General features: G+C 71.5%; 23 protein-coding genes. 12 read left to right on the forward strand and 11 right to left on the reverse strand.

Going from position 1 to position 24077, the window contains the following annotated elements:
• Positions 1–9: 9 nt before the first annotated feature.
• Both A4E84_RS36015 and fdxA read right to left on the reverse strand, forming a co-directional pair.
• Positions 10–1008, reverse strand: coding sequence for an NAD(P)/FAD-dependent oxidoreductase (locus A4E84_RS36015; protein ID WP_062930570.1), 999 nt, complete (start codon positions 1006–1008; stop codon positions 10–12).
• Positions 1005–1337: a ferredoxin gene (fdxA, locus tag A4E84_RS36020; protein ID WP_418082241.1), complete on the reverse strand. Its 333-nt coding sequence runs from the start codon at positions 1335–1337 to the stop codon at positions 1005–1007. The genes A4E84_RS36015 and fdxA overlap by 4 nt, the downstream gene beginning before the upstream one ends.
• A 188-nt stretch (positions 1338–1525) precedes the next feature.
• On the opposite strand from fdxA, the gene A4E84_RS36025 reads away from it, so the two are divergent.
• The 6 genes from A4E84_RS36025 (at position 1526) to A4E84_RS36050 (ending at position 7322) form a co-directional block, all read left to right on the forward strand.
• Positions 1526–2878, forward strand: coding sequence for an aromatic ring-hydroxylating oxygenase subunit alpha (locus A4E84_RS36025; RefSeq protein ID WP_159029655.1), 1353 nt, complete (start codon positions 1526–1528; stop codon positions 2876–2878).
• Positions 2875–3402: an aromatic-ring-hydroxylating dioxygenase subunit beta gene (locus A4E84_RS36030; RefSeq protein ID WP_063827533.1), complete on the forward strand. Its 528-nt coding sequence runs from the start codon at positions 2875–2877 to the stop codon at positions 3400–3402. Before A4E84_RS36025 ends, A4E84_RS36030 begins: the two co-directional genes overlap by 4 nt.
• Positions 3403–3423: 21 nt before the next feature.
• The gene (locus A4E84_RS36035; protein ID WP_062930572.1) at positions 3424–4635 is read left to right on the forward strand and encodes a Dabb family protein; all 1212 of its coding nucleotides are present in this window, start codon (positions 3424–3426) and stop codon (positions 4633–4635) included.
• A complete protein-coding gene (locus A4E84_RS36040) occupies positions 4632–5792 on the forward strand; it encodes a zinc-binding metallopeptidase family protein (protein ID WP_062930573.1) in 1161 nt (386 codons plus the stop codon). Before A4E84_RS36035 ends, A4E84_RS36040 begins: the two co-directional genes overlap by 4 nt.
• Positions 5793–5895: 103 nt before the next feature.
• Positions 5896–6675, forward strand: coding sequence for a CoA transferase subunit A (locus A4E84_RS36045; RefSeq protein ID WP_062930574.1), 780 nt, complete (start codon positions 5896–5898; stop codon positions 6673–6675).
• Positions 6675–7322: a CoA transferase subunit B gene (locus A4E84_RS36050; RefSeq protein WP_062930575.1), complete on the forward strand. Its 648-nt coding sequence runs from the start codon at positions 6675–6677 to the stop codon at positions 7320–7322. Before A4E84_RS36045 ends, A4E84_RS36050 begins: the two co-directional genes overlap by 1 nt.
• Positions 7323–7575: 253 nt before the next feature.
• Here the strand turns inward: A4E84_RS36050 and A4E84_RS36055 are convergent, their stop codons facing one another.
• The 4 genes from A4E84_RS36055 to A4E84_RS36065 form a co-directional block, all read right to left on the reverse strand.
• Positions 7576–8649 (reverse strand): TauD/TfdA family dioxygenase, encoded by a 1074-nt coding sequence (locus tag A4E84_RS36055; RefSeq protein WP_062930576.1) that lies wholly within the window; start codon positions 8647–8649, stop codon positions 7576–7578.
• Positions 8650–8761: 112 nt separating this feature from the next.
• Positions 8762–8902 (reverse strand): hypothetical protein, encoded by a 141-nt coding sequence (locus A4E84_RS43135; protein ID WP_020277398.1) that lies wholly within the window; start codon positions 8900–8902, stop codon positions 8762–8764.
• A gap of 679 nt (positions 8903–9581) precedes the next feature.
• Complete coding sequence (locus tag A4E84_RS36060) at positions 9582–11348, reverse strand: hydroxysqualene dehydroxylase (RefSeq protein ID WP_062930577.1); 1767 nt, start codon at positions 11346–11348, stop codon at positions 9582–9584.
• Positions 11349–12254: 906 nt separating this feature from the next.
• The gene (locus tag A4E84_RS36065) at positions 12255–12704 is read right to left on the reverse strand and encodes a hypothetical protein (protein WP_062930578.1); all 450 of its coding nucleotides are present in this window, start codon (positions 12702–12704) and stop codon (positions 12255–12257) included.
• A 347-nt stretch (positions 12705–13051) separates the two neighbouring features.
• Here A4E84_RS36065 and A4E84_RS36070 point away from each other — a divergent pair, with 347 nt between their 5' ends.
• From A4E84_RS36070 to A4E84_RS36080, 3 genes are all read left to right on the forward strand, one after another.
• On the forward strand, positions 13052–14008 hold the full coding sequence (locus A4E84_RS36070) for an SCO2400 family protein (RefSeq protein WP_062930579.1): 957 nt from the start codon (positions 13052–13054) through the stop codon (positions 14006–14008).
• A gap of 197 nt (positions 14009–14205) precedes the next feature.
• On the forward strand, positions 14206–15003 hold the full coding sequence (locus A4E84_RS36075; RefSeq protein ID WP_062930580.1) for a hypothetical protein: 798 nt from the start codon (positions 14206–14208) through the stop codon (positions 15001–15003).
• Positions 15000–16556, forward strand: coding sequence for a serine/threonine-protein kinase (locus tag A4E84_RS36080; protein ID WP_062930581.1), 1557 nt, complete (start codon positions 15000–15002; stop codon positions 16554–16556). The genes A4E84_RS36075 and A4E84_RS36080 overlap by 4 nt, the downstream gene beginning before the upstream one ends.
• Before the next feature lie 63 nt (positions 16557–16619).
• Here A4E84_RS36080 and A4E84_RS36085 read toward each other — a convergent pair whose 3' ends face one another.
• Positions 16620–17804: an SH3 domain-containing protein gene (locus tag A4E84_RS36085; RefSeq protein ID WP_062930582.1), complete on the reverse strand. Its 1185-nt coding sequence runs from the start codon at positions 17802–17804 to the stop codon at positions 16620–16622.
• 263 nt (positions 17805–18067) lie between these two features.
• Between A4E84_RS36085 and A4E84_RS36090 the strand changes: the two genes are divergently transcribed.
• Both A4E84_RS36090 and A4E84_RS36095 read left to right on the forward strand, forming a co-directional pair.
• Positions 18068–18517, forward strand: coding sequence for a hypothetical protein (locus A4E84_RS36090; RefSeq protein WP_062930583.1), 450 nt, complete (start codon positions 18068–18070; stop codon positions 18515–18517).
• A gap of 285 nt (positions 18518–18802) precedes the next feature.
• Entirely contained in the window at positions 18803–19231 is a 429-nt protein-coding gene (locus tag A4E84_RS36095; RefSeq protein ID WP_062930584.1) for a VOC family protein, read from the forward strand.
• A 16-nt stretch (positions 19232–19247) separates the two neighbouring features.
• Here A4E84_RS36095 and A4E84_RS36100 read toward each other — a convergent pair whose 3' ends face one another.
• Positions 19248–20507: an MFS transporter gene (locus tag A4E84_RS36100; RefSeq protein WP_062930585.1), complete on the reverse strand. Its 1260-nt coding sequence runs from the start codon at positions 20505–20507 to the stop codon at positions 19248–19250.
• Between the two features lie 142 nt (positions 20508–20649).
• A complete protein-coding gene (locus tag A4E84_RS36105; protein ID WP_062930586.1) occupies positions 20650–21102 on the reverse strand; it encodes a YbhB/YbcL family Raf kinase inhibitor-like protein in 453 nt (150 codons plus the stop codon).
• 107 nt (positions 21103–21209) lie between these two features.
• Here A4E84_RS36105 and A4E84_RS36110 point away from each other — a divergent pair, with 107 nt between their 5' ends.
• The gene (locus A4E84_RS36110; protein WP_062930587.1) at positions 21210–22229 is read left to right on the forward strand and encodes a sigma-70 family RNA polymerase sigma factor; all 1020 of its coding nucleotides are present in this window, start codon (positions 21210–21212) and stop codon (positions 22227–22229) included.
• Positions 22230–22475: 246 nt separating this feature from the next.
• Here the strand turns inward: A4E84_RS36110 and A4E84_RS36115 are convergent, their stop codons facing one another.
• A complete protein-coding gene (locus A4E84_RS36115) occupies positions 22476–23579 on the reverse strand; it encodes a CapA family protein (RefSeq protein ID WP_062930588.1) in 1104 nt (367 codons plus the stop codon).
• Between the two features lie 14 nt (positions 23580–23593).
• Entirely contained in the window at positions 23594–24049 is a 456-nt protein-coding gene (locus A4E84_RS36120; RefSeq protein WP_062931752.1) for an archease, read from the reverse strand.
• Positions 24050–24077: the final 28 nt, after the last annotated feature.

A 24077-nucleotide genomic window follows, 5' to 3' on the forward strand; every position in this document is an offset into this window, starting at 1 on the left:
GCGGCGATCTCACGCGTCGGAGGAGTGCCCCGGCGTGACCGAGCATGCCGGGTCGAGCAGGGCGGCGATGTGATTGACGGCCAGGGCCGCTTCACCGAAGCCGATGGAGATGAGGCTGACCTTGCCGTCGAAGTCGGAGATGTCGCCGGCCGCGAAGACGCGCTCCCGGTTCGTGCGCATCGTACGGTCGACGAGGATGCGCCTGCGGCGCAGCTCCAGTCCCCACTGCTCGATCGGGCCGAGGTCGGCGATGAAGCCGAGCGCGGCCACGACGGACTGGGCGGGCAGGGTGATCCGATCTCCGTCGGAGCTCGCCACCACGATCTCCGACACCGTCCCGTCGCCGGATATCTTCTCGACCTCGTACGGCGTCAGGACCCGCACGGAGGATGCGTGCACCTGCTCGACACTGCGCTCGTGGGCCCGGAATCGCGTACGCCGGTGCACCAGCGTCACCGACGACGCGAGCGACTCCAGTGACAGTGCCCAGTCCAGCGCGGAGTCGCCGCCGCCGACCACCACGACGTCCTGTCCGGCGAGCTCGTGCAACCTCGGCACGAAGTACCGCAGCCCCCGGTCCAGGTACTCGGAACCCACCGGAAGCTCACGGGGGATGAAGTTACCGATCCCGCCGCAGACGAGCACCGCACCCGCGGTGATCCGTGCGCCGGCGTCGGTGGTGGCGACGATGCTCTCGCCCGTCTCGTCCAGCCGGGTGACCCCGTGTCCGAGCAGGTAGGTGGGGTTCCACCGCCAGGCCTGCTCGGCCAGCCGGTCCACCAGGTCCTGACCCCGGACGGCCGGAAAGCCGGCCACGTCGTAGATGAGCTTCTCGGGGTACAGCGCGGCGATCTGGCCGCCCACCGCCGGCAGCGCGTCGGCGACCGCGACGCTCATGCCGCGGAACCCGGCGTAGTACGCGCCGTACAGCCCGGTCGGGCCGGCGCCGATGATGAGCAGGTCGACCGACAGTTCCGGACCGGCGCCTGCGGCCGCGAGGCCGGTCATGCTCCCACCTCCGGGTGGTCGTGGCCGACCCGGCCGACCTTGCGGGCCCCGCCGGGTGAGCCCAGGGGGTCGGTGCCGAGGGTGAAGAACTCGGCGTTGATGCGCTCGAACCCCTTGCTCTCCTCCGGCAGGTCCTCGTGGTGGAAGATGGAGATCTGCGGACAGACGGGTTCGCAGCGCCCGCACTCGACGCATTCGTCGGGCTGGATGTAGAGCATCCGATCGCCCTCGTAGATGCAGTCGGCCGGGCACTCCTCCATACACGACTTGTCCATGACGTCGACGCAGGCCTGAGTGATGACGTACGGCACGAGCTTGTTGCCCTTCACACGGTCGCACAGAATGCGAGACGGTGTATTTCAATGTGGAACGGAATGATGGCGGTGCAGGGTCGAGGTGTCAACCGTGCGGTGAATGCTTGACAGCGTCGAGTGTGCTAGGGGACGCTAATGCGACATACGAGATGGCGTCTCACGGGGCGTCACTCGGGTCGGGACTTGTGAGAGGCAAACTCCCCATGGGAAGCAATCCCCGGACCGTCCCAGCGCCGATGATCGTCGAGGACTGGGACCAGCTCACCTTCCGGGTCAACCGCGAGGCGTACCGCAACGCGGAGATCTTTGCCCGGGAACGCGGCTGGGTGTGGATGCACACCTGGCTCTACCTCGGGCACGAGACCGAGATCCCCAACCCCAACGACTTCAAGGTCCGCACCCTCGGCGGCCGGCCGCTGATCTTCTGCCGGGACAGTGCCGGCGAGGTGCACGCGTTCCTGAACTCGTGTCCGCACCGCGGCACCGTGCTGTGCCGCGAGAACGAGGGCTCGACCAGGCTCTTCCAGTGCTTCTACCACGCCTGGACGTTCCGCAACAACGGCGAGCTCGCCGCGATCCCCGATGCCGGCGCCTACGAGTCGAGCGAGGAGTTCGGAGCCTCGATGGGGCTGCGCAGCGTGCCGCGCCTGGAGATCCACGAGGGGTTCGTCTTCGTCGCCTTCGATCCTGACGTTCCACCGCTGCTGGAGTACCTCGGCGATGCGGCCGACTACATGACGATGATCGAACAGCAGCACGTCGGCGGCATGACCACACTGCCCGGCACACAGCTCTACAGCGTGCGCGGCAACTGGAAACTCGCCGTCGAGAACGCCATGGACGGCTACCACTTCGCGCCGACGCACAACACGTTCGTGGGCTACCTGCGCGAGAGCGGCTACGCCGTCACCGACGACAACCAGTACGCGTACAACCTCGGCAACGGCCACGGGCTCCTGGTCCTGACCGGGCACGGCGGACGCATCAGCATGCTCTGGGAACCGCGCTTCGGCGAGGACGAGAGGGTCCGCACCGAGGCCCACCGAGCCGAGATGACGCAGCGGCTGGGGGAGAAGCGGGCGCATCATGTGGCCGACGAGAGCCACATCCTGTTCGTGTTCCCCAACCTGCTGCTGTTCGACATCGAGGGCCTGTCGATCCGGCAGCTGGAGCCGGTGGCACCCGACCAGACCGACGTACGTGCCTGGCAGCTGGTCCCCCGCGAGGAGGACCCGGACACGCGAGCCCTGCGCATGAAGACGGTCGTCAGCTTCGTCGGCCCGGGCGGACTCGCCACACCGGACGACATCGAGGCGTACGAGGCGGTCCAGCGCGGCATCCAGGCCACGGCGGGCACCGTCCAGCCCGAGCTGGACTACAGCGACATGTCGCGCGGCATGGCCGACGAGGTGAAGGGAGTGCAGGGCCGCTCGATCGACGAAGGCGCCATGCGGGGCTTCTGGAGACAGTGGGTCGAAGCCATAGGGCTCGACGACGGCCTCGAGATCCATGGCGAGCGTCCGGCGTCCTTCCTGGCGGGGAGGGACGTGCGATGACCATGATCAGCAACAGCGCATCCGTGCGGTGCGCCGGACACACCGTCACCCGTCAGGAGGTGGAGGACTTCCTCTACACCGAGGCGGACATCCTCGATCACTGGGACTACGACGGCTGGCTGGCCCTCTTCGAGCCCGGCGCACGCTACGAGATCCCGACCACCGACCACCGCCCCGGCTGGTCGCCGCACGAGACCGGATCGTTCGTCGACGACGACTGGGACCTGCTCCGGGCGCGGGTCAAGCGCCTGAAGTCACGCAAGGCACATGCCGAGAACCCCCACTCGCGCACGCACCGGCTGGTGTCCAACGTGCGGCTGTCCGAAGGGGACACGGAGGATGCCTTCCGGGTTTCGGCGTCCTTCGTGGTGCACCGTGCCCGCGACGGTCACTTCGACGCCTACGTCGGGTGGTACGACCACCTCCTGGTGCCGACCGAGGACGGACTCCGTTTCCGGTTGCGGCGCTCGGTCCTCGGCCACGAGTCGCTGGCGGCAGGCGCCCGGCTCAGCTTCATCCTCTAGCCGGCGACGGATGGTGACCCGATGATCCGACACACCCTGTCCTTCCGTTTCGCCGACGGGGCCGACGAGACCACGCGGGAGTCCGTGCTGGCCGAGCTGCGTACCTTCCCGGACCGGTACCCGGCCATGCGCGGCTTCGTCCTCGGCGAGAACATCAGCACCCGCGACCAGACCTTCACCCACACGATGGCCGTCGACTTCGACAGTCAGGACGACCTGCTCGCCTATCTCGGCAGCGAGTCCCACGAGAGCTTCGTGCGCACGCGCTGGCGGCCGGTCATCGCCCAGCAGGCCATCACCTCGTTCGAGTTCGCCGAGCGTTCCCCGCTCTCCGCAGGAAGGACATCGCCGGTGAGCACACGCCCGCACGGCCCGTACGGCATGGAGTACGCCCGCATCGAAGTTCCGGACATGCAGGCCACGATCGACTTCCTGGAGTACCACGTCGGTCTGCAACTGGAGCAGCGCACGGACGAGTACGCGTACCTGCGTGCCGACATCGAGCACCACTCGATCGAGCTGATCCACACCCCCGAGCGCACCGACGGGTGGACGACCGCGGTCGGCTACAGCGTGGAGAGCGAGGAGGTCCTCGAACAGCTCCACAAGAGCGTCCTCGACGCCGGACTGGAGGTGCTGGAGCTACAGGAGCGGCAGAAGGCGCTGTGCGACAACGGCTTCGCCGTGAAGGACCCCGACGGCCTCATCGTCGAGCTGTTCACCGAGTTCCAGGAGTACGCCGAGCCGCCACACCTCGAGATCCGGCCGCTCGACCTGGTGCACCCCTTCATCGCCACCGCGAAGTTCGAGGAGTCGGTGGACTTCTACCAGAACGTCCTGAGGTTCCGGCCCTCGGACCACGTCGTCGGCTCGACCACCTTCTTCCGCTGTGAGGACCGCTACCACCACAGCCTCGCGATCCAGAACAACACCGAGCACTACGTCGCCCACCTGTGCTTCGCGATGAAGAGCCTCGACCACGTCATGCGCATGCGCGCCCGCGCGCTGTACAAGGGCGCGCCGATCGCCTCCGACATCGTCAACCACTCGGCGTCGACATCGATCGCGTTCTACATGCATGACACCCGTTTCGGGCCGCGTTACGAACTGTGCGACCGGCACCGGGTGTTCACGCCGGAGGAGCACGAGACGCACCGGCCCCGCAGGATGCCGGCCGACCCGCGCAACATCGATGTGTGGCGTCCGGCCTCCGACGACTGGGGCCGTTTTTGAGACAGCAGCTGCTCGACGTCCTGCACCTGCTCGACGCGACCCCCGCCCCCCGCGGCGAGGAGCGCACGGCGGCCCACCGGTTGCGCGCCTGGTGCGCCGAGCGGTGGCCGCACATCGAGTGGCAGGTGCTGGAGCACGGCTCCGCGGGCGGCAGCCTGGTGGCCGCACACGGAGCCGGGCCGCTGCTGTACTCCCACCTCGACACGTCGCTGGACAACGGCGGTGAGTTCAACCGGCTGGTGACCGGCGACGCCACGCCGGTCGGTCCGCTCGCGGTGAAGGACGACGCGGTGACCGGCTTCGGCCTCGGCGTCGCCCGAGGGCCCGCGGCCGCCGCCCTGGTCGCCTTCGCCGAGGCGGGGGCCGGCCGGCTGCTGCTCGCCGGCTCCGGGACGCACCGCCGCGGGAGCGGGATCACCGGCCTGGAGGCGTACGCCGACACCTGCCCGCTGCCGCCCTCGGCCATCGTGGCCAAGTGCGGCCCGCCCACGCTGCTGTGGCATGAGCCGGGCGCGTTCTACCTGACGGTCCGGGTGACGGGCCGGTCGGGGGCCGCGATGATGGCGGAGTCGGCCACGCCGCCCGGGGGAGTCGTCGCCGCGGCCGGCGTCGTCCTGGACGAGCTGGCCGACTGGCGCACGTCCTACCTGGCCGCCGACCCCAGGGCGGGGCAGACCGGCCGGGCATGCGGCATCGGCGCGATCAGCGGGGGATGGCCGGACAAGCCGGACCTGCTGCCGGCCCTGCTGCGGATCGATCTGTACGTCGTCGCCGGTGACCAGGTGGAGCCGAAGGCGCTGGCGGTGGAGCTGACCGACCGGCTGCGGGCGCGGTGCGCGCGGTCGGCACTACGTCACTGCGCGGTCGACGTGGAGGCCGAGCCGGTCGCAGCCGCCGCGGCCACGCCGGCCGACGCCCCGCTGCTGACGGCCGCACGCGCGGCCTGGCTCGACGAGTTCGGTACACAGCCGCCGCCGATCGCCGGCTGGACGGGCTCGACCGACGGCGTCGTACTGCGTGCCCGAGGCGTCGACACCGTACGCCTCGGCCCGCAGGCGAAGCCGGCCGCCGACGAACCACGTCGCGATTCCCTGTCGTTGACGGAGCTGACCGCCTTCGCCCGCGTGTACCGCAAGCTCCTGAGTGCACCGGTGTGATCCCGACGGTCGAGCTGCGTAAGACATCAAGGCACCCGTGAACTGAAGTCCGCGGGTGCACAACTCATGTAGGGCGGACGCCCTGAAAGGAAGTGGCGGGCGGATGGACAAAGTCGTCGCCTCAGCCTCCGAAGCCGTCGCGGACGTCCCGGACGGAGCCTCCCTGACGGTCGGCGGGTTCGGTCTGAGCGGAGTCCCGGAAGCTTTGATCCAGGCCTTGTACGACGCCGGAGTGACAGGGCTGGACGTGTTCTCGAACAACTGTGGCGCTCTTGAGTCCGGTCTCGCCGTGCTGCTCACCGCGGGCCGGATCGCGCGCGTGACCGGCAGCTACATCGGCGGGAACAAGGAGTTCGCCCGGCAGTACCTGGGCGGCGAGATCGAGCTGGAGCTGATCCCCCAGGGCACGCTCGCCGAGCGGCTGAGGGCCGGGGGCTGCGGCATACCGGCCTTCTACACTCCGGCCGGCGTCGGCACCCTGGTCGCCGACGGCGGGCTGCCGTGGCGGTACGGCGCCGACGGTGGCGTCGTTGTCGCCTCGCCGCCCAAGGAGGTCCGCGAGTTCGACGGCGATGAGTACGTCCTGGAGCGCGGGATCACCACCGACTTCGCCCTGGTGCGGGCGGCGAAGGGGGACCGGCACGGGAACCTGGTGTTCAACAAGTCGGCCCGCAACTTCAACCCGCTGGCGGCCATGGCCGGCCGCGTCACCATCGCCGAGGTGGAGGAACTGGTCGAGCCGGGCGGCATCGAACCGGACCAGGTCCATCTGCCGGGCATCTTCGTGCAGCGGGTGGTGGCCCTCACCGCCGAGCAGGCCGTCGACAAGAAGATCGAGAACCTCACAGTCAGCACCAGGGAAGACAGGGAGGTACGGTCCTGATGGCCTGGACACGCGATGAGATGGCCGCCCGCGCGGCCCGTGAACTGCGCGACGGCGAGTACGTCAACCTGGGCATCGGTCTGCCGACCCTCATCCCCAACCATCTGCCGGCGGGCGTCCATGTGGTGCTGGAGTCGGAGAACGGCATCCTCGGCACCGGCCCCTTCCCCTACGAGGACCAGGTCGATCCCGACCTGATCAACGCGGGCAAGGAGACCGTCACGGTGCTGCCCGGAGCGGCGTTCTTCGACTCGGCGCTGTCCTTCGGCATGATCCGCGGCGGTCACATCGACACCGCCGTCCTCGGCGCCATGCAGGTCTCCGAGTTGGGTGACCTCGCCAACTGGGCGATCCCCGGCCGAATGGTGACCGGCATCGGCGGAGCCATGGACCTCGTCCACGGTGCCCGCCGGGTGATCGTCACGATGACGCACACCGCGAAGGACGGCAGCCCGAAGATCGTCCAGGAGTGCGATCTGCCGCTCACCGGGAAGGGCTGCGTCGACCGGATCATCACCGACCTCGCCGTCCTCGACGTCACCGACGACGGTCTGGTCCTCGTCGAGACCGCCCCCGGCGTCACCCCCGAGGAGGTCGCCGGCAAGACGGCGGCGAGGGTGCTCATCCCTTACCGGACAGGTTCGTAGACCTGCGGGGCAGTACCTCGTCGACGCTGTCGGCACGACACCACCGGCACTCCGGTCGCTGATACGGCGGCGCGCTGATCACCTGCGCGCCGCCGCATCACGTTGTGGCTGGGTGACGGCGGAGACCGCCGATGCCGAGGTGCGCCGCGCTCTTCTGCCCGGCAGTGGGCCGGACTTCTTTCCCCGGGCACACAGACAACTGCCGCAGCCATGCGTCGGCATGGCTGCGGCAGTCAGGAGTCGCCGGGTGGGGTCACACTCCCCAGTCGTCGTTCACGCTGACGGCGTCGACGATGCGGAACCGGCCCCCGGGCACGAGCGGCTTCGTGGGCTCACCCATCTCGACGACGTGCTTGCCGAACCGGGGAGCCAGCGGGCGGCCGACGTCCCGCTTCAGCCACAGACGCAGCAGGTGCCGACGACGCTCCGGCTCCGGGTGGTCGACGTAGCTGGTGCGCGAGTGCAGTGCGGCGTAGTTGAGCAGCCACTGCACGTCTCCCGGCTGGAAGTCCATGTCGATCGGCAGGCCGGGCTCCTGCGAGATCTCGTCGAAGAGGTTGATGGCATCGACCTGGTCGGGCGTCAGTGGCGGCACACCGGGGTACTCCTGGGCGCTGAAGATCATCGAGTTGCCCGCGTAGGTGCTGAAGACTCCGTCGACGTAGCCGATGATCGGCGAGGTGTACGTCAGCTCCGGGGAGTCGGGGTCCTGGCGCCGCCAGTCCCAGTGGTAGGTGTCGAAGAGCCGGGGGGCGAGATCCGGCCGGCGGCGCAGCATCTCGTTGTAGATCGTGGTGCCGCTGACCAGGCTGGAGGCTCCGCCCTCCTTGGCGCCGCGCAGACACATGAGGGCGACGACGTCGGAGCTGTCCGAGTGGAACGGCAGCCGGTCCCGGACGCGGGAGGGCAGTGCCCCCTCGTCGGACAGCGTCTTGTTCGACGTCGCGATCACGTGGTCGAGCAGGTCCCCCCGCTGGTTCTGCCCGATCGGCTGGCCGAGGTGCAGGCCCATGATGAAGAAGATGGCCGCGGCCATGGCGTCGCCGTACTCCTCGGTGCGCAGGCCGCGCACCAGGACGAAGCCCCGGCCGGTGTCCATCTGCGCGGCGCACTCGTCGTTGAGGGCGCGGCAGGCGTCGAACGGGTAATCGGCGGCGGTGACGGTACGCAGATCGGGGTCATCGGCGACGAATCGGCGTCCGAGGGCCTCAAGCTCGGCGCGCTCGGCGTCGCCGAGCACGTAGATCCATTCGGTGGACTTCGACAGCTCGTCGCCGCGCCAGGCGGACGGCCCGGAGATCGGCTGGAGACCGGCAGTGGTGGTCATGATGATGCTCCTCGAGAATGTGCTGAAAAGCCCCTGGGCGGGGGACACGACGGACTACGAACGCTCGTACGGCAGCGGTTCGTCGCGGGGTGACGAACCGCACTCGGAACCCTCAGAAGGGGGTCTGAGGCTCGCCGGCGGCCGTACCGGGACGCAGCCCTTCCCGGGGCGGGAAGTAGCTGAGCGGCTCGTCGTAGGTCCGGCGGCCAGCGCACGACACGAGCAGAACGCCGATCAGGGCGACTGTCTCCATGCTGGTCCCGTCCTTTCGAGAAGTGTTTCAACGATATGAGAGGGACGAGTTCAAGTCAACAGGCGTAACGTCGTCTCGCAATGCAGTACAGGATGTCCAGCGGGAGGCTGTTCGCCCCGACCGGACCCTGGGACGCGAAAAGCTCACACTCGCTCTCGATCAGGCGACGACGTGTCTCGGCGGCTTGGGTGCCTTGATCCAGTGGCGTCCTGTGGCCGGGCGCATCCGCCTGGCCGCGGCCGACGGCCTCGCCCCGGGGATCGCGGAGGATGAAGGGGGATCACCTCGGCGTCGGGGCGGGCGGCACGGCGTCGGTTCCCCTCATCGGTTCCGGGGGGCGGCCGGTCGGCGCGCTGTCCGTGCTCGTCGCCGCGGAGTCCGGCGAGCCCGACGAGGCGGCAGTTCTATCTGCGTTCGGTGGCCGCCTGGGTCGTCGCGCACCGCGAGGGCATGTCCGGCACGCCGCCGGACCTCGGCCGGGTGGCCGAGCCCGAGCGGGCAGTCCTCATGGGCGAACTCGCCGCGGCGCTGGCCGAAGCCCTGACCTCAGCGGACGTCCCGGCCGTCGTCGCCGAGCACGTTCTGCCGCCGCTCGGCGCCCACGGAACAGCCGGTACGTTCCCGGCGGGACAGGTCGTTCGTGCCGGTGACGGCCTGGGGCTGAGCGGTTCCACGGGCCTCAGCCGACGTCGAAGACATTCGGCAGGCGGAGGCGGTACCGGGTGCGGTCGTGCCGCTTGAACGCCTCCAGCTCGGGGGCCCGGTACAAGGGGGTGACGGTGCACCGCTCGGCGGTCGAGCCGGTCTGCTCCAGCAGGGCGTTGACGGCTTGCCGGGCCGAGCAGTTGGCGCCTTCCATGGTGGCGAGATCGATGGGCACGGCCACGTAGTCGCCGGCCAGGAAGAAGTTGGGGATCCTCGTGGCCGACCGCGGGCGGTGGTGGAAGGTCCCCACCGGATGGATCAGCAGCTGCTCCTCGTTGACCGGGTGCGGAGTGCCCAGTCCGTCCACAGCCGGATCGAGGAACCAGGAGTGCAGCACGGAGTCCTTCAGGACCGTACGGCCGCTGTCGTTGAGCGCCGCCTTCAACTGCGCCCACACCTCGCGGGCGACTTCGGTACGGGTGCATTGCTTGGCAGTCTTGCCGTACAGGATGCCCGGACGGTCCCACTCGGAGACGTCCACGGACAGACAGTCCGCGACCGTGCCGTCGCCGAAGTCGGCGGGGAAGTCGTGGCCAGGCCAGTGCTGGGCCTGGGCGATCGCGGTCAGCGACCACGGGGAGTCGATGAGGTTGAGATGGCCGTGCAGGATCGGCGTACGTTCGGTCAGATAGAACTGGATGCCGGTCATCCAGTCCGTCTCCAGGCGGTCGCACTCGGCCAGTTGGGGGTCGGCGGCGCGTACGGCGGAGTTCCAGGTGCGGCGGGCGTGCTCGACCGGCATCGCCGAGATGTAGTGGTCGGCGGTGACGGTCCGGCGCGCGCCTCCCGGTTCCTCCACGACAGCTCCGGTGATCACACCCGCGCCCAGGGTCAGGTCCCGTACGGTCCAGCCGACGCGGAACTCGACCCCGAGTGACTTCAGGTACGTCACCCAAGGGTCGATCCAGGCTTCGTTGGTGGGTGCGTTGAGGATCCGGTCCAGTGGTCCGTCCGCGCCCCGCCCGAGGAGGTTGAAGACGAAGGCCTCCATCAGGGTGGCGACCGTACGGGTGCTGGCTTCTTCCGCCTTGGTGGCCACGATGTTGCGGGTGATGCCGACGGCGAGGATCCGTCGGTAGTCGTCGGACATCCGTCCGGCCCGTACGAACTCCCACCACGGCGTCCGCTCCCACACGTCGTCACGGCGCTCGTCGCAGCTGGTGAGGAAGACCAGGAAACGGTTGGCGAAGTAGAGGGCCTCGTGGAGGGGGAGGCTGAAGGCCGTGTCCAGGACCGAGGTGAAGGCGCGGCGGATCTCGTCGGGGGTGAGTTCGGCAGGGGTGTTGCCGGGCCAGGGGAGCGGGATCCGGATGTCCTCACGGCCGCCCGACCGGGCGAACAGCATCTCCTTGGGGGCGACGAGGTTGTCGTGGACGCCGTTGGGGTTGCCGGGGAACGGGATGCGCCGCATGGTGTCGGGCAGGTTGTGGTAGACGCCGGGGATGAAGCGGAAGCCGTGCTCCCCCGGCAGGGGGCGGCGGCCGCCCGTGCCGCTGCCCGGTACGTCCATGCTGCGGGCCTTGCCGCCCAGCGCCTTGCGCTCGTAGACCGTGACCCGGAAGCCGCGCTCGGCGAGTTCGTGCGCGGCCGTGAGCCCGGCGACGCCCCCGCCCAGTACGGCCACGGTCTGCGCCGCCGCGCCGTCCTGGGCCGAAGCCCGCCGGGGCATGCCGAGGGCGACCCCGCCACCGCCGGCGGCCGCGGCAGTGCCCAGGAATGTTCTGCGCGTCGTGCCGCTCATCGCTACCCCTTACCGTCGGTAACATCGGCGCACGAGGATATGGGCGGCGCAACGATCCCGGAAGACGGCCTGCACAACTTTGGCTTGATGCCGCATCAGGCCCTGATGGTGACAGTGGCCGGCCCTTCGAGTCCGCTCTCGTCGCGCGTCTGGGCGGTACCGAAGCCCTGCGCAGCGCGGCACTGCGGCGGGAGTCGGGCGGGGCTTCCCGCCCGGCCGCGGCCCGCCGGCCTCCCCGCGGCGCCGGGGTCCTCGGCCTCTCGGCGGAGCCGGCACGCGGATGCGGCCACGTCCGGGTCCTCGTGGATCCGGAAAGGCAGCCGCTGTGCCCGGCGAAGAGGGCGCACCACATACCCATGACGACTCGCCCAGGAGCACAGACCCTTCATGCGCGCTCTGGTTCTCGACCGGCCCGGCCCCGTCGACGCCCTGCGGCTTGCGGATCTGCCGGTCCCCCATCCCGGGCCGGGGCAGGCACGGATTAGAGCCGATAGGCCTGGGGACTGAACCCCTCGGACTGCCGGCGTGCCGCCCACGGTGCCCCCGAGTGGACCTGGCCGGCCGTCCTCGGAGGCACGGTGGCGGCCTCGCCACGACCGCCGGACGGCCGGACGGCCGGACCTGAGCGTCGTGCCGCCGCTCTCCATGGCGCCCTCCCGGCGGCAGCTGCCGACGATGCTCACTGAGCTGCTCGGCATGGCCGCCAGGCGCCCCTCGCCCGCACGGCCCTGGCCGCACGCCTGAAGTGGCTGCGCCGGCTGCTGGACGAGTGAGCAGGTGCCTGGCGTGTCATGGTGCCGGTCGCGGCGACCTTCCTGGACCTGCGGGACCTTTCGGCTCCGCCGTGCCTGGTCGGCACGGAGAAGCCGGGCCCCACGGTCGCCCGTGGAGCCCGGCCGGAGGGGGTCAGCGGGTGAACGTGACCCGGTGCTCCTTCAGCGAGCCGCAGTTGGAGCCGAACACCTGCACATACGTGTTCGCGATGCCGCCGCCCCAGTCGACGCAGTGGCCCTTGCCGTAGACGTGGGTCGGTCCGGCGTACGACGTGAACAGACCCTCGTCGTAGTGGCTCTCCCCGGTGTCCGGGACGGAGATCCAGGCGGACATGTTCACGGCCTTGCCCGGGTTGTTGCGGATGGTCGTGACGCAGTTCTGGCCGTTGGAGGCGTTGTAGGTCAGGTAGACGGTCCCCAGCGAGCCGACCTTCGCCGAGTTGACCGTCTTGTACCCACTGCCGCAGACCTTCTGCGGAGTGGTGTTGGGTGCGGCCGAGGCCGGCGACGCCAGGGCGGTCGTGGTTCCCACGGACAGTGCCGCCACGGCGGACGCTGCCAGGATGGAACGGGTGAATCGCATATTTCCCCCATGCAACTCTTCGAGGTGGTTGCTCCTGCATGGTGTGACCCGCCGGGCGTTCAAAGGGTTGTGCGTCAGTCGGCAGGAAAATAGGGGGAGTTGAGGGGCGACACGAGTGGAGGGGCTGGCTCCGTGACGGTGGGGGTCTGAGCGTTCCCACGTTGCGATTCTTTTACTCACGAGTCACTTGGGGCACACGCGAGATCCCGAGGATCTGTGCAGGGGTGTCACACAGACTGCACACCACCCTTTCAAAGTCTCGTTAGCGTTACGGCTCGATCCCACGTGCGAACGTGACCAGGCGCGGCCGGCGAGCCGCCGGAACAGCCAGATCGGGAAAACCACACATGGATTACTGCTCGTCGTGCCGTCGGCACCTCAACGGCGCCCTGGTCTGCCCGGGGTGCGGCGCCTACGCCCCGGACATCGACCCCTGTGTCGTCGACGGCCGGACCGGCCCGGCCCCCGCGCCCGTCACGACCCCGGGCGGACCGGCCACCTGGGAGTACCCGGCCGCCACCGGCACGTGGCACGACGGCACCCTGTGGGACGAGACCCGCGCGCGTACGCACGAAGGCCCCGCCTCCGGCTCGTCCGACGCGTACGACTCCCCGGACACGGACACGGACACGGACACGGACGCGGGCATGGACACGAACGCGGACACGGCCGAGGGCTTCGAGGCCCGGCCGCAGGGGCGGGCGGCCAGGCGTCGCCAGCTGGCCCGCTGGAAGAAGAACCAGCGCCGGGCCGTGGTCGCGACGGCGGTCGCGCTCGTCGGAGGCGGTCTGACCGTCGCCGCGATGAACGGGAACGCGAAGCCCGGTGTGCAGGCGGCCACGACGCCGCAGGACACGACCATGGGCGGCTCCGTGGGGGAGGCGCCGACGTATGCCGAACCGACGTCGAGGCAGGCCGGCACCCCGCGTTCCGAGGCCACCCCCACCACTCCGCCGCACGCCGACCGAGCCTCGCGCCACCAGCGGTCCCGGGCCGCCGACCCCCGCACCGCGCCGGCCGGCACGCGGACGGACGCGGCCGCCGCACCCCGCGAGCTGCCGCTGACGACCCCGCCCCGGCGCAAGACCGTCACCGACACCGTCGACACGGCCACCGGCGACGCCGCTTCCACCGCGTCCGACGCCACCGAGCCGACGACGGCGCCCGCCGCCGGGTCGGGCTCGGACGCCCAGCAGCCGACGTCCCCCTCGACACCCCCGCCCGCGGCGACCACTCCGCCCGAGGCGTCTCCCGCAGACAGCAAGCCCAAGGAACTCTGCCTGCTCGTCATCTGCCTCGGCTGAGGGCACGCGGCCGCCGCCAACCGGTGGCCGCGCCCAGCCGCCCCGCCGGACCGGAACCGCTGTACGACCGTCTCCGAGCTCGTCGCACGACGCCGGGAAAACGCCCCTGAGGCGGCCCGGCCGGCTCCGCGGCAAGCGGAAGCCGACCGTACAATCCTCGCGACCAAATCGGGGGCGACATCAGCGGGGGAGTCCGCGTGGAAACGATCATCGTGCAGTTGCCCGGCACCACCCAGTGGGGTGCGGAGGAGTCGGGCAGTCCCGAACTGATCCACCTGGGACCGGGGGACATCGCGGACTTCGGACGCGGCGGGGCGGGAGTGCGCATCGTGCTCACCGACCCCGGGATCTCCCGCCGGGCCGGGCAACTGGAAGCGGCGGGCGACTACTGGCGGCTGTCCAACTTCAGCCGCAGCGTGTCGTACGTGGTGGAGAACCTGGAGGGGGCCGGCGAGTACCTCACCGTCGCGCCCGGGCGGCTCGGGGCGCCCGTGCCCTTCGAGTTCTCCCGCGTGGTGCTGCCCGCCCTGTCCGGCACCGCCACGTTCAAGGTGTTCGCACCCCAGCACGCCTATCTCGGCGAGCAGTCGGTGCCCGGTGGCGGCGAACAGACCGTCCACCCCTTCGCCCTGGACCCGACGTCGAAGTACTTCCTCGTCCTGGTGGCCCTGTGCGAACCCCGCCTGCGCGACCCCTCCGACTCGGCACTGCCCGGCGTCGGCCAGATCGTGGAGCGGCTGCGGCCCCTGGAGTCCTGCCGGGACCTGACCCGCTCCGCGGTCAACTACCACATCGACTACCTGGCCTTCGCCAAACTGCGCCTGGACCTCGGGGAGGAAGCCACGACCGCGGCCGACGGCGGCCGTACCGGCGCCAAGCGCACCCGGCTCGCCTCCGTCGCCCTGCGCTTCGGTCTCGTCGGCGAGGAGCACCTCGGCCTGCTGCCGCCCCGCGGCGCGGGCCGCCTCACCGACCAGCAGGAGGCCCGCGCATGACGACGCCCGAGGAACGGGACGACGATCTGGAAGCGCCCCGCCCGCCCGGGCTCCCGGAGGGCTTCCGCATCGAGGGCTGGGAAGTGGGCGCGGTCATCGGCTCCGGCGGCTGGGGAACCGTCTACGAGGCCCGGACGGTCGCCGACGGCACGCCCGTCGCGGTGAAGGTGCTCCCGACCGGCGCCCTGGGGCCCGGGCAGCGCGCGGCGCTCGGTGAACTCGTGGCGCGCGAGGTCCGGTTCAGCGCGGAGGCCGACCACCCCCACCTCGTCCGCACCCACGCCGTGTGCACCGTCGAGGCACCGGAACTGCCCGCCCTGGACGGCGCGATCGCGCTGGTCATGGACCGGGCCGAGGCCAGCCTGAAGGACGTACTGGACGCCGCCGCGACGGGCGGGCCGATCGCCGACGCCGACCGCGTCCTGCGCGGAGTCGCCGCCGGGCTCGCCCACATGCACGAGGCCGGCTGGGTGCACGGCGACCTCAAACCCGCCAACGTGCTGCTGGGCCCCGGCGGCGAGGTGTGGCTGGCGGACTTCGGTCTCGCCGCCGAACTCGACGGTACCCACGCCCACTTGCCGCCGCTCGGCACCCTCGACCACCTGCCGCCCGAGTGGTGGTCCCAGCGCACCGGTACCCAGGGCGCCGTCGTCCGGCCCACCGCCGACATCTGGGCCTTCGGTGTCCTCGCCCACCAGGTCCTCACCGGCGGCCTCCACCCCTTCCCGGGCGCGACGGCCCGGGCCCGCTCGCTCGCCGCCCAGACCTACGCCCGCGGCACCGCCCCCCTGCGGCTCGACGCCGGCCTCGACGAGGACCTGCGGCGGCTGATCGCCGACTGCCTGGCCCCGGACCACGCCGCCCGTCTCCCGCACACGGCCGGCAGCGTCGCCGCCCGGGTCGAGGCCGCCACCGCCGGTCCGCACCGCCCCCGAAGACGGATGCCCGCCCTCGCAGCCGGGGTCGTCGTCCTGACCGCCGCCGCTGTCGCCGGGGCGGCCCTGCTCGGCGGAGGCGAAGGAGGCCTCACCCAGGACGACGAACGCGACCGCGGCACCCCCACGGCCACCAGCACGCCCAGCGCGCCCCCCGGGGAGATTCCCGAGGACTCCGACGTACCCGACGCGCTGCGTCCCGTCATCGCCCGCGCGGCCCACCGCTGCACCGACGAGGAGATCACCCCGGCTCTGCTCGCCGCGCTGATCAAGGCGGAGAGCAACTTCGACGCCAAGGCCTCCCGCCCGGAGAGCGAGGAGTACGGCATCGCCATGTGGACGCCGTCGGTGTTCCGGGCCTGGGCCGTCGACGGGGACGGCGACGGCGACAAGGACCACATGTCACCACCGGACGCGATCTCCACCATGAGCCTGTACGTGTGCTGGCTCGACCAGCGCTTCAAGCAGGCAGGGCTGCCGAAGAAGGACCTCCCCGCACTCGTCGCGGCCGGGTACCGCACCAGCGACCGCACGGTCATCGAGGAACGCGGCGTGCCGGAACGGGTGCGGCCGCACGTGGACAAGGTGATGCGCTACCTCGCCGAGTACGAGGGCTGAGCGGCACGAACGCGAGCGGTGGGCGGAGCCGCAGCCCCGCCCACCGCTCGTCCCCCGTTCCCGTCACGGCCGCGGCGAGCCGCACTCCGGGACGTTCGGCAGCCGGTTGTCCGGCGAGCTGATGTAGATGTTGGAGATGTAGCCCCCGTACTGGGGCAGATAGGCCCACCAGTCGTTGGTGTAGGGCGGCACACTGACCACCTCGCCCCGGGTCTGGCAGCCGACCAGCACCTCGACGCCGGCGGGGAGCCGGGTGATCCGCTCGTCGCCCGTGGCCGGTCCCTTGCGGACGTTGACGAGCTCGCCCCACGTGCCGAACCAGGTCCCGGCGGGTCGAACCCCGCCCGGCACGTTCAGCGAGCGGGTCAGCCGGCCGATGTCGGTGTACGCCTTGCCGTACGTCGTGCCGACCGCGTGCAGGGTCAGCACGGCCACGATCGTGCGGTCGTTCGTGCCCACCGTGCCGGTTGTGTGCAGCGCGGGGCGGGTGAGGTCCACGGCGGCGGCACGGGGAGCGGCGGCCGACTCCGCAGGCGTCGCCGCGGGCGCTGCCTGGGAGCCGCACGTGCCCTTGGCGAACTTCCCGGACCAGCCCTGCTTCACCGCCCAGGGCCGGTCGAACGACCCGGCGATGCCGAAGTGCTGGTCGAAGTGGTCGGTGGCGGAACAACGGGTGGATCGGCGCAGGTTGTCCATGATGAAGGTGCGGACGGGCGCGGGTGCCTTCTCCAGGATGTACCGGTAGACGGCCACCGTGTCCCGGGCGGACATGGCCGTGTAGCCCCAGAATCCCGCGTACTCGGCGGGCGGTGCCACCGTGTCGCGCAGACCGACCTCAGGCCGGTCGAGCATCCGCTCGATGATCGCCGAGCCGCCGTACGTCGACCAGTAGTGGTTCGCGGCGTCGTCGTCGCTGCCGCGCAGCATCGGCTCCAGCCGGGCGCGGTCGGCCGCGGGGATGACGTAGTCGGGCCCGCGGTCCCACAGAAAGTCCAGCGCCAGCAGGAGCTTGACGACCGACGCGGACCGGAACTGCGCGCTGTCGTTGACCTGTTCGGTGAACGTGCCGGTCTGGCGGTCGAAGACGGCGACGCCGGCGGTGACGCCGGGCGGGATCTGGGCCGCTGCGGAGCTCCGGATGGTCCCGGCCGCCCCTTGCGTTCGGGGGTGTGCCGCGGCACCGCTCGTGAGTGACGCGACCGTGACGACGGCCGCGAGCGCGGCGGCGCCGCGCAGGAGCATGCGCATGGTTGCCCTTCCTGGATCGCCCGGTTGTCCGACGGGACCTCGGCCCGCGGCGCCACGATAGGAGCCCCGGCGGGGCGGGCGCTCCTGACGGATGTCAGGGCTCCGGCGGAGCGGGCGGCCTGCGGCCTCGACCCTGATAGATGTCAGGTGTCGGCGGTGGGGTGACGCCCCGTACGGTCACGACAGCGAGCGGCGGCCGGTACGGGGGCCGGTCGCCGCGCACGACCCGACCACCCCACGGCACACGAAACGAAAGAGGACTCATGAGCCGCCGATCACTCACGACACTGCTGGCCGCGGGGGGCGCCGCCGCGGTGATGGCGCTCCTTCCGACCTCCGCCCACGCCCAGGCGCACTCGGGCGGCAACTACGGTCTCTACGGCATGGAGGGGCAGTACCCCACCACCTCGTTCTGCACGGGCACGTTCCGGCAGATCGGGCCCACCCAGTACGCCGAGGGCATGGCCCTGAAGTACTTCTACTCCGACAAGTGCGGCTCGTTCGCCCGGATCGAGAACTCCCGGCCCGGCTGCGTGGCCGTACTGCAGCGCTCCAACAACGGCACGGGCCGCAACGACGGCTGGGTCTCCGAGACCGTGGACGCCGGCATCAACTACGCCTACACGCAGATGGGCAACAATCTCAACGGCCGCGTCTCGCGCGCCCTGCTCTCGTGCGACGGCCACGACCTGGTGAACACCGCCTGGTACTGAGCCGCACCACGGGCCACACGCCTGCGGCGGACCACCGATCTCGCGGTGGTCCGCCGCAGGCGTGTCCGGACGACGGTGCGTCAGCAGTCCGGGACGCCCGCGGTCTTCTGGCCGCCGCGGGCGCCCATGGCGGGACGGTCCGTTCGGCCGGCCTCGAACACGGCCGGAAACCGCTCGACGGCCACCGCGGTCCCTGTCTACGATCCACCGCGCGGCATCGCGTGCCGGTCACCGTCCGGGTGAGGCATGGAGGCGCCGCGGAGATGCCCGTGGAGGCATTCAACCGTGTCAGTCGAGTTCAACCACACCATCGTTCTGTCCCGTGACCGGGAGAAGTCCGCTCACTTCCTCGCAGAGATCCTGGGACTGGAGGTCGGCGCACCGGCCGGTGTGTTCCTGCCCGTGAAGACCGCCAACGGCGTCACCCTGGACTTCGCCACCGTCGACGCCGACATCCCCGTGCAGCACTACGCGTTCCTCGTCTCCGAGGACGAGTTCGACCGGGCCCTGGACCGTCTCGTCGAGGCCCGCGTCCCCATCCAGGCCGACCCGCACGGCAACCACCCCCGCCGCATCAACCGCAACGACGGGGGCCGGGGCGTCTACTTCCCCGACCCGGCGGGCCACGGTCTGGAGATCCTCACCCGCCCGTACGGCACCGACCCGGCTTCCGAGCTGAACGGGGTCACGGAGGACGTGCCCGGGGCGGTCTGACCAGGCCCCGGTCCGGTCAGCCGCCGTCGGACCGCACTGCCACGGAGGCCGGTTCATCGCCGGCCTCCGTGGTGTCCTCCCGGCGGGGGAGCAGCAGCGGCGTGACGAGGAGCAGGGCACCGGCCAGTGCGATGGCCGTGCGGGGACCGGTCCGGGCGGCCAGTACGCCCCACAGGGCGGTCATCGTCGCGGTGGTGGCCTTGCCGGTGGCCGACCAGGCGGACAGGGTGCGGGTGACCCGGCCCGTGGGGGTGCGGTCGAGGCGGTGTGTGGCGAGGACCGGGTTGTAGACCGCGCAGCAGGTGATCAGGCCGAACTCGACCAGCATGACCAGGACCAGGCCGGGCGTGCCGGGGCCGGTGAAGGCCAGGCCGATCGGCCAGCAGGCCCGCAGCGCCCCCGCCGTGACCAGGACCCGGTGCCGGCCGTGGCGGGCGACGAGGCGCGGGGCCAGACGGGAGCCGAGCAGGCCGCCGGTGCAGGGCACCGCGAAGGCGAGGGCGTACTGCCAGGGAGCGAAGTGCAGGTCGTCGACCATCAGGATCAGCAGCGGCGGAGACGCCGCCAGGATCAGGGAGTTGACCAGGAGCGTGTTGAGGAACAGCGGGCGCAGTGCCGGATCGGCCAGGATGTGGCGCCAGCCCGCCAGCAGGTCGCGGGCCCGGGTCACCGCGGGTTCCGGTCGTGCCGGGTGCTGCTCGGCGTCGCCGATCGCCCGGATGCCGAGGGCCGACAGCAGATAGCTCACCGCGTCGGCCACCACCGTCGTCACCGGGCCGAACAGGCCGATCGCGGCTCCGCCCAGCGGCGGGCCGACCATGCTGGCAGTCCAGGTCGTCGCCTCGAACCGTCCGTTCGCCACGAGCAGGTCCTGCCGCGGCAGGAGGTCTTTGAGGAACGCCCCGGCCGCCGCGTTGAAGGTGATGTCGGCCGCCGCGACGGCCACCGACACCAGCAGCAACTGGCCGAAGCTCAGTCGGCCGAGTGCGAACGCCACGGGGATGCTCAGCAGCACCGCGCACCGGACCAGGTCCGTCGCGATCATCACCGGCCGTTTGCGGCGGACCTCCACCCACGGCCCGAGGGGCACCGACACCGCAGCGCCGACCGCCGGCCCCACCGCCGCCAGCAGCGACACCTGCGCCGGTCCGGCGTCCAGGGCCAGGACCGCGATCAGGGCGAACGCGTCGAACGCGAGCCAGGTGCCGGCCGTGCTGACCGCGTACGCGCCCCACAGCCATCCGAACCGCCGCCCCAGCGACCGTCTGCCCGCCATACCCGGCGCACTCCCCGCTCTCCCGGACAACCCGGCGTTGTCCGGGAGTCATCCAAGCGAGAACCGGGCGGGCCGGGCAAACAACCGCCCCGCACCCGCGCCACAACCAACCGTTGTGGCGCGGGTGGCGCGGGGTGGAGGCTCAGCGCTGGTACAGCCCCACCAGCGTCCCGTCCGCGAGGCGGTGCTTCTCGACCTCCTCGTGCACCTGGTCCGCGCGCGGCGCGTCGGGCAGGACGCACGGTTCGGACAGCGCGTAGAGCCGGAAGAAGTAGTGGTGGGCGTCGTCACCCGGCGGCGGATGGGGGCCGCCCCAGCCGTGCTGCCCGTAGCCGTTGACGAGTTCCGTGCCGCCCGGCGGGCTCTGCCCGGCCTCGACGCCGTCGCTGTGCGGGTCGATGCCGACCACGACCCAGTGCGCGAAGGTGCCCGACGGGGCGTCGGGGTCCTCGCACAGCAGGACCAGTTCGGCCGCGTCGTCCGGCACACCGCTCCAGGTCAGCGGCGGAGAGACGTTCGGTCCCTCGTACGCGTGCCGGCGCGCGATGAAGGAGTGGTCGTTGAACGCGTTGCTGCTCAGTTCGATGCCGGTCATGTGGCCCGAAGTACCCCCGTGGGCCCCGGGGCACACGGTTCGGACCGATTCCCCCGGGTACCCGCCGGGGCGAGCCGGAACGAGGCGGGGGAGGGAGGAGCCCGACGATGTCTCCCCTGGCAGAAGACCCCGCGGCGAGTGTCCGTGAGGACCGGCGCGCACCGGCCCGCACCGCCCGGCTGCGCAGCCGCATCCCCGAGCCCGACGAGGAGCCGGACCTCCTCGGCCAGTACCTCGCACAGATCTCGGCGACCCCGCTGCTCACCGCGGAGGACGAGGTACGGCTGGCCCGGCGGATGGAAACCGGCCTGCGGGCGCTGGAGCGGCTGGACCTGGCAGACGCCGGGGAACACGACCTCACGGCACAGGGGCGCCGGGACCTGGAGGACACCGTCCGGGACGGGCAGGCGGCCAAGGACCACATGGTCCGGGCCAACCTCCGGCTCGTGGTGTCGATGGCGAAACGGCACGCCCACCGCGGTCTGCCCCTGCTGGACGTCATCCAGGAGGGCAACCTGGGGCTGATCCGGGCCGTGGAGAAGTTCGACCACACCAAGGGCTTCAAGTTCTCCACGTACGCGACCTGGTGGATCCGCCAGGCGATCGAGCGGGGCCTCGCGGCGCACGCGCGTTCCGTCCGGCTCCCGATGCACGTCGTGGAGCAACTGCAGAAGATCGCCAAGATCGAGCGGCGGCTCCGCCTCGACCTGGGGCGTGAACCGAGCGTCGGGGAGGTGGCCCGGGAGAGCGGCCTCGCCGAGGACCGGATCGGCTGGCTGCGCCACGTCGGGCGGGACGCCGTCAGCCTGGACACGCCGGTGGACGAGGCGGGCGAGACCGTCGTCGGCGACCTCATCGCCGACACCGAGGTGCTCCAGGCCCCGGAGGTGGCCGAGTTCCGGGCGCTCGCCGAGGAACTCCGCGAGGCCGTCGGCACGCTCGCGCCCCGCGAGGCCATGATCCTCAGCTTGCGCTACGGGCTGCACGACGGGCACACCCGCACGCTCAACGAGGTCGCCCGGCGCGTCGGGCTGACCCGCGAGCGGGTGCGTCAGCTCGAGAAGGAGTCACTCGCCCGGCTGCGGGAGCCGGGAAGCCGCGAACGGCTGGTGGCGTGGGCGGGCTGACCCCCACGCCCGGCCGAGCTCCCTCACCCGGCTGTGGTCTCACGCCCGGCTGCCCTCCCCCTCCCGCCCGGCTGACCTCCCACGCCCGGCCGACCTCCTTCGCCCGGCTGTGGTCTCACGCCCGGCTGACCTCCCCCTCCCGCCCAGCCGACTTCCCACGCCCGGCCGACCTCCTTCGCCCGGCTGTGGTCCTACGCCCGGCTGACCTCCCCCTCCCGCCCAGCCGGCCTCCCACGCCCTGCCACGTCACGCGGCCGGCGCGGCGAGGACCAGCGAACCGTCGGCCGCCCGCTCCACCCCCACCCCACCGCTGATCCGGTCCAGCGTCGCGCGCAGCCAGGCACGGTCCTCCCCGGACGCCGGCTCCAGCCGCATCCGCCGCGCCCGGAACGGCACCATGCGCAGCCCGGCCAGCCGCCCGCTGTCCGGCTCGACCGACACGAGGAAGGCGAGCCGCAGATCGTCGCGGTACTCCTCGTATCCGGAGATGCCCTCGTAGTCGTCGACGAAGTCGCCGCAGCCGTAGAGGATCAGCCGGCCCCGGTACACCTCCAGCGGCCGGGGATGGTGCGAGGAGTGCCCGTGGACGACGTCGGCACCACCGTCCACCAGCGCGTGTGCGAAACGGATCTGCTCGCGCGGGACGCGGTACCCCCAGTTCGAGCCCCAGTGCACGGACACGACGGTGAGGCCACCGGCCTCTCCCGGGCGCCGGACCGCGGCCTCGGCGGCGGCTCCCGAGAAGCCGGGCAGGTACGCCACACCCGGCCGGTGCGCGGTCGCCGCCCAGCCGGACGGGATGCCGCTGGAGTAGGCCCCGAGGGCGAACACCCGCAGATGCCGGCCGCCCGGGAGCGGGATCGTCGCGGGCGCGTACGCCTCGTCGGCGTTCCGTCCCGCGCCCGCCGTCCGCAGCCCCGCCCGGGCCAGCACGTCCAGGGTCTCCAGCAGGCCCGGGCGGCCGAAGTCCAGGACGTGGTTGTTGGCGAGGACCGTCACGTCGGGCCGGGCCACGGCCAGCGCCGGCAGGTTCGACGGGTGCATCCGGTAGTGGATCTCCTTGCCGGGCGCGAACGTGCCGCCGCCCGTCACCGACGTCTCCAGGTTCACGATCCGGGCGTCCGGGGCGGCCTCGTCCAGCACCCGCAGCGCCTCGCCCCACGGCCACGACGGAGCCACGGGCGCCGGCACCGGACCGTGCACCGACTCCGCCAGCCGGACGTAGGCCCGGGCGTCCTCGGCGTACGCCTCACGCAGCGCCGGATCACCGGGATGCGCGAGGATCTGGTCGACGCCGCGCCCGAGCATCACGTCACCGCACAGGAACAGCGTCACGACGCCGCCGCCCATCCCTCCACGGTAGGTCAGGCGTCCACCGTCACCGCACACGACCACCCGTACGGGTCCGGCCCCATCCGCAGCCGGTTCCACGCCACCGCCACCGGAACCGCCCCCGTGATCTCCACGTCCGCGATGCCGGTGACGGCCAGCCGTACGTCCAGGCCGCCGTCGGCCTCGTCCGCCTCCACGTCCACGGGCACCTGCCCGTACGCCTCCAGCCGGAAGATGACCTCGTCCAGCAGCGCGGCGAGCAGGTCGTCGTCGCTGGCCTCGGGCAGCCGTACCCGGTCCACGGCGGTGGGCCGCACCCCGGAGACGTCCGCGAAACACTCCACCATCGCCAGGACGGCCTCCGCCAGACAATGCTCTCTGCACGCCGCCCACGCCTCGATCCGGATGTCGCCCGGATGCGGCACCGCCCAGTGCCCGCACTCACCCGGCTGCCGTCCTTGCCCGCCGTCGTCCGTGTCACCGCCCATGAACATCGCCTGCCCGAGGCCGGCCCTC

It is taken from the genome of Streptomyces qaidamensis, from assembly GCF_001611795.1.
GTDB lineage: Bacteria > Actinomycetota > Actinomycetes > Streptomycetales > Streptomycetaceae > Streptomyces > Streptomyces qaidamensis.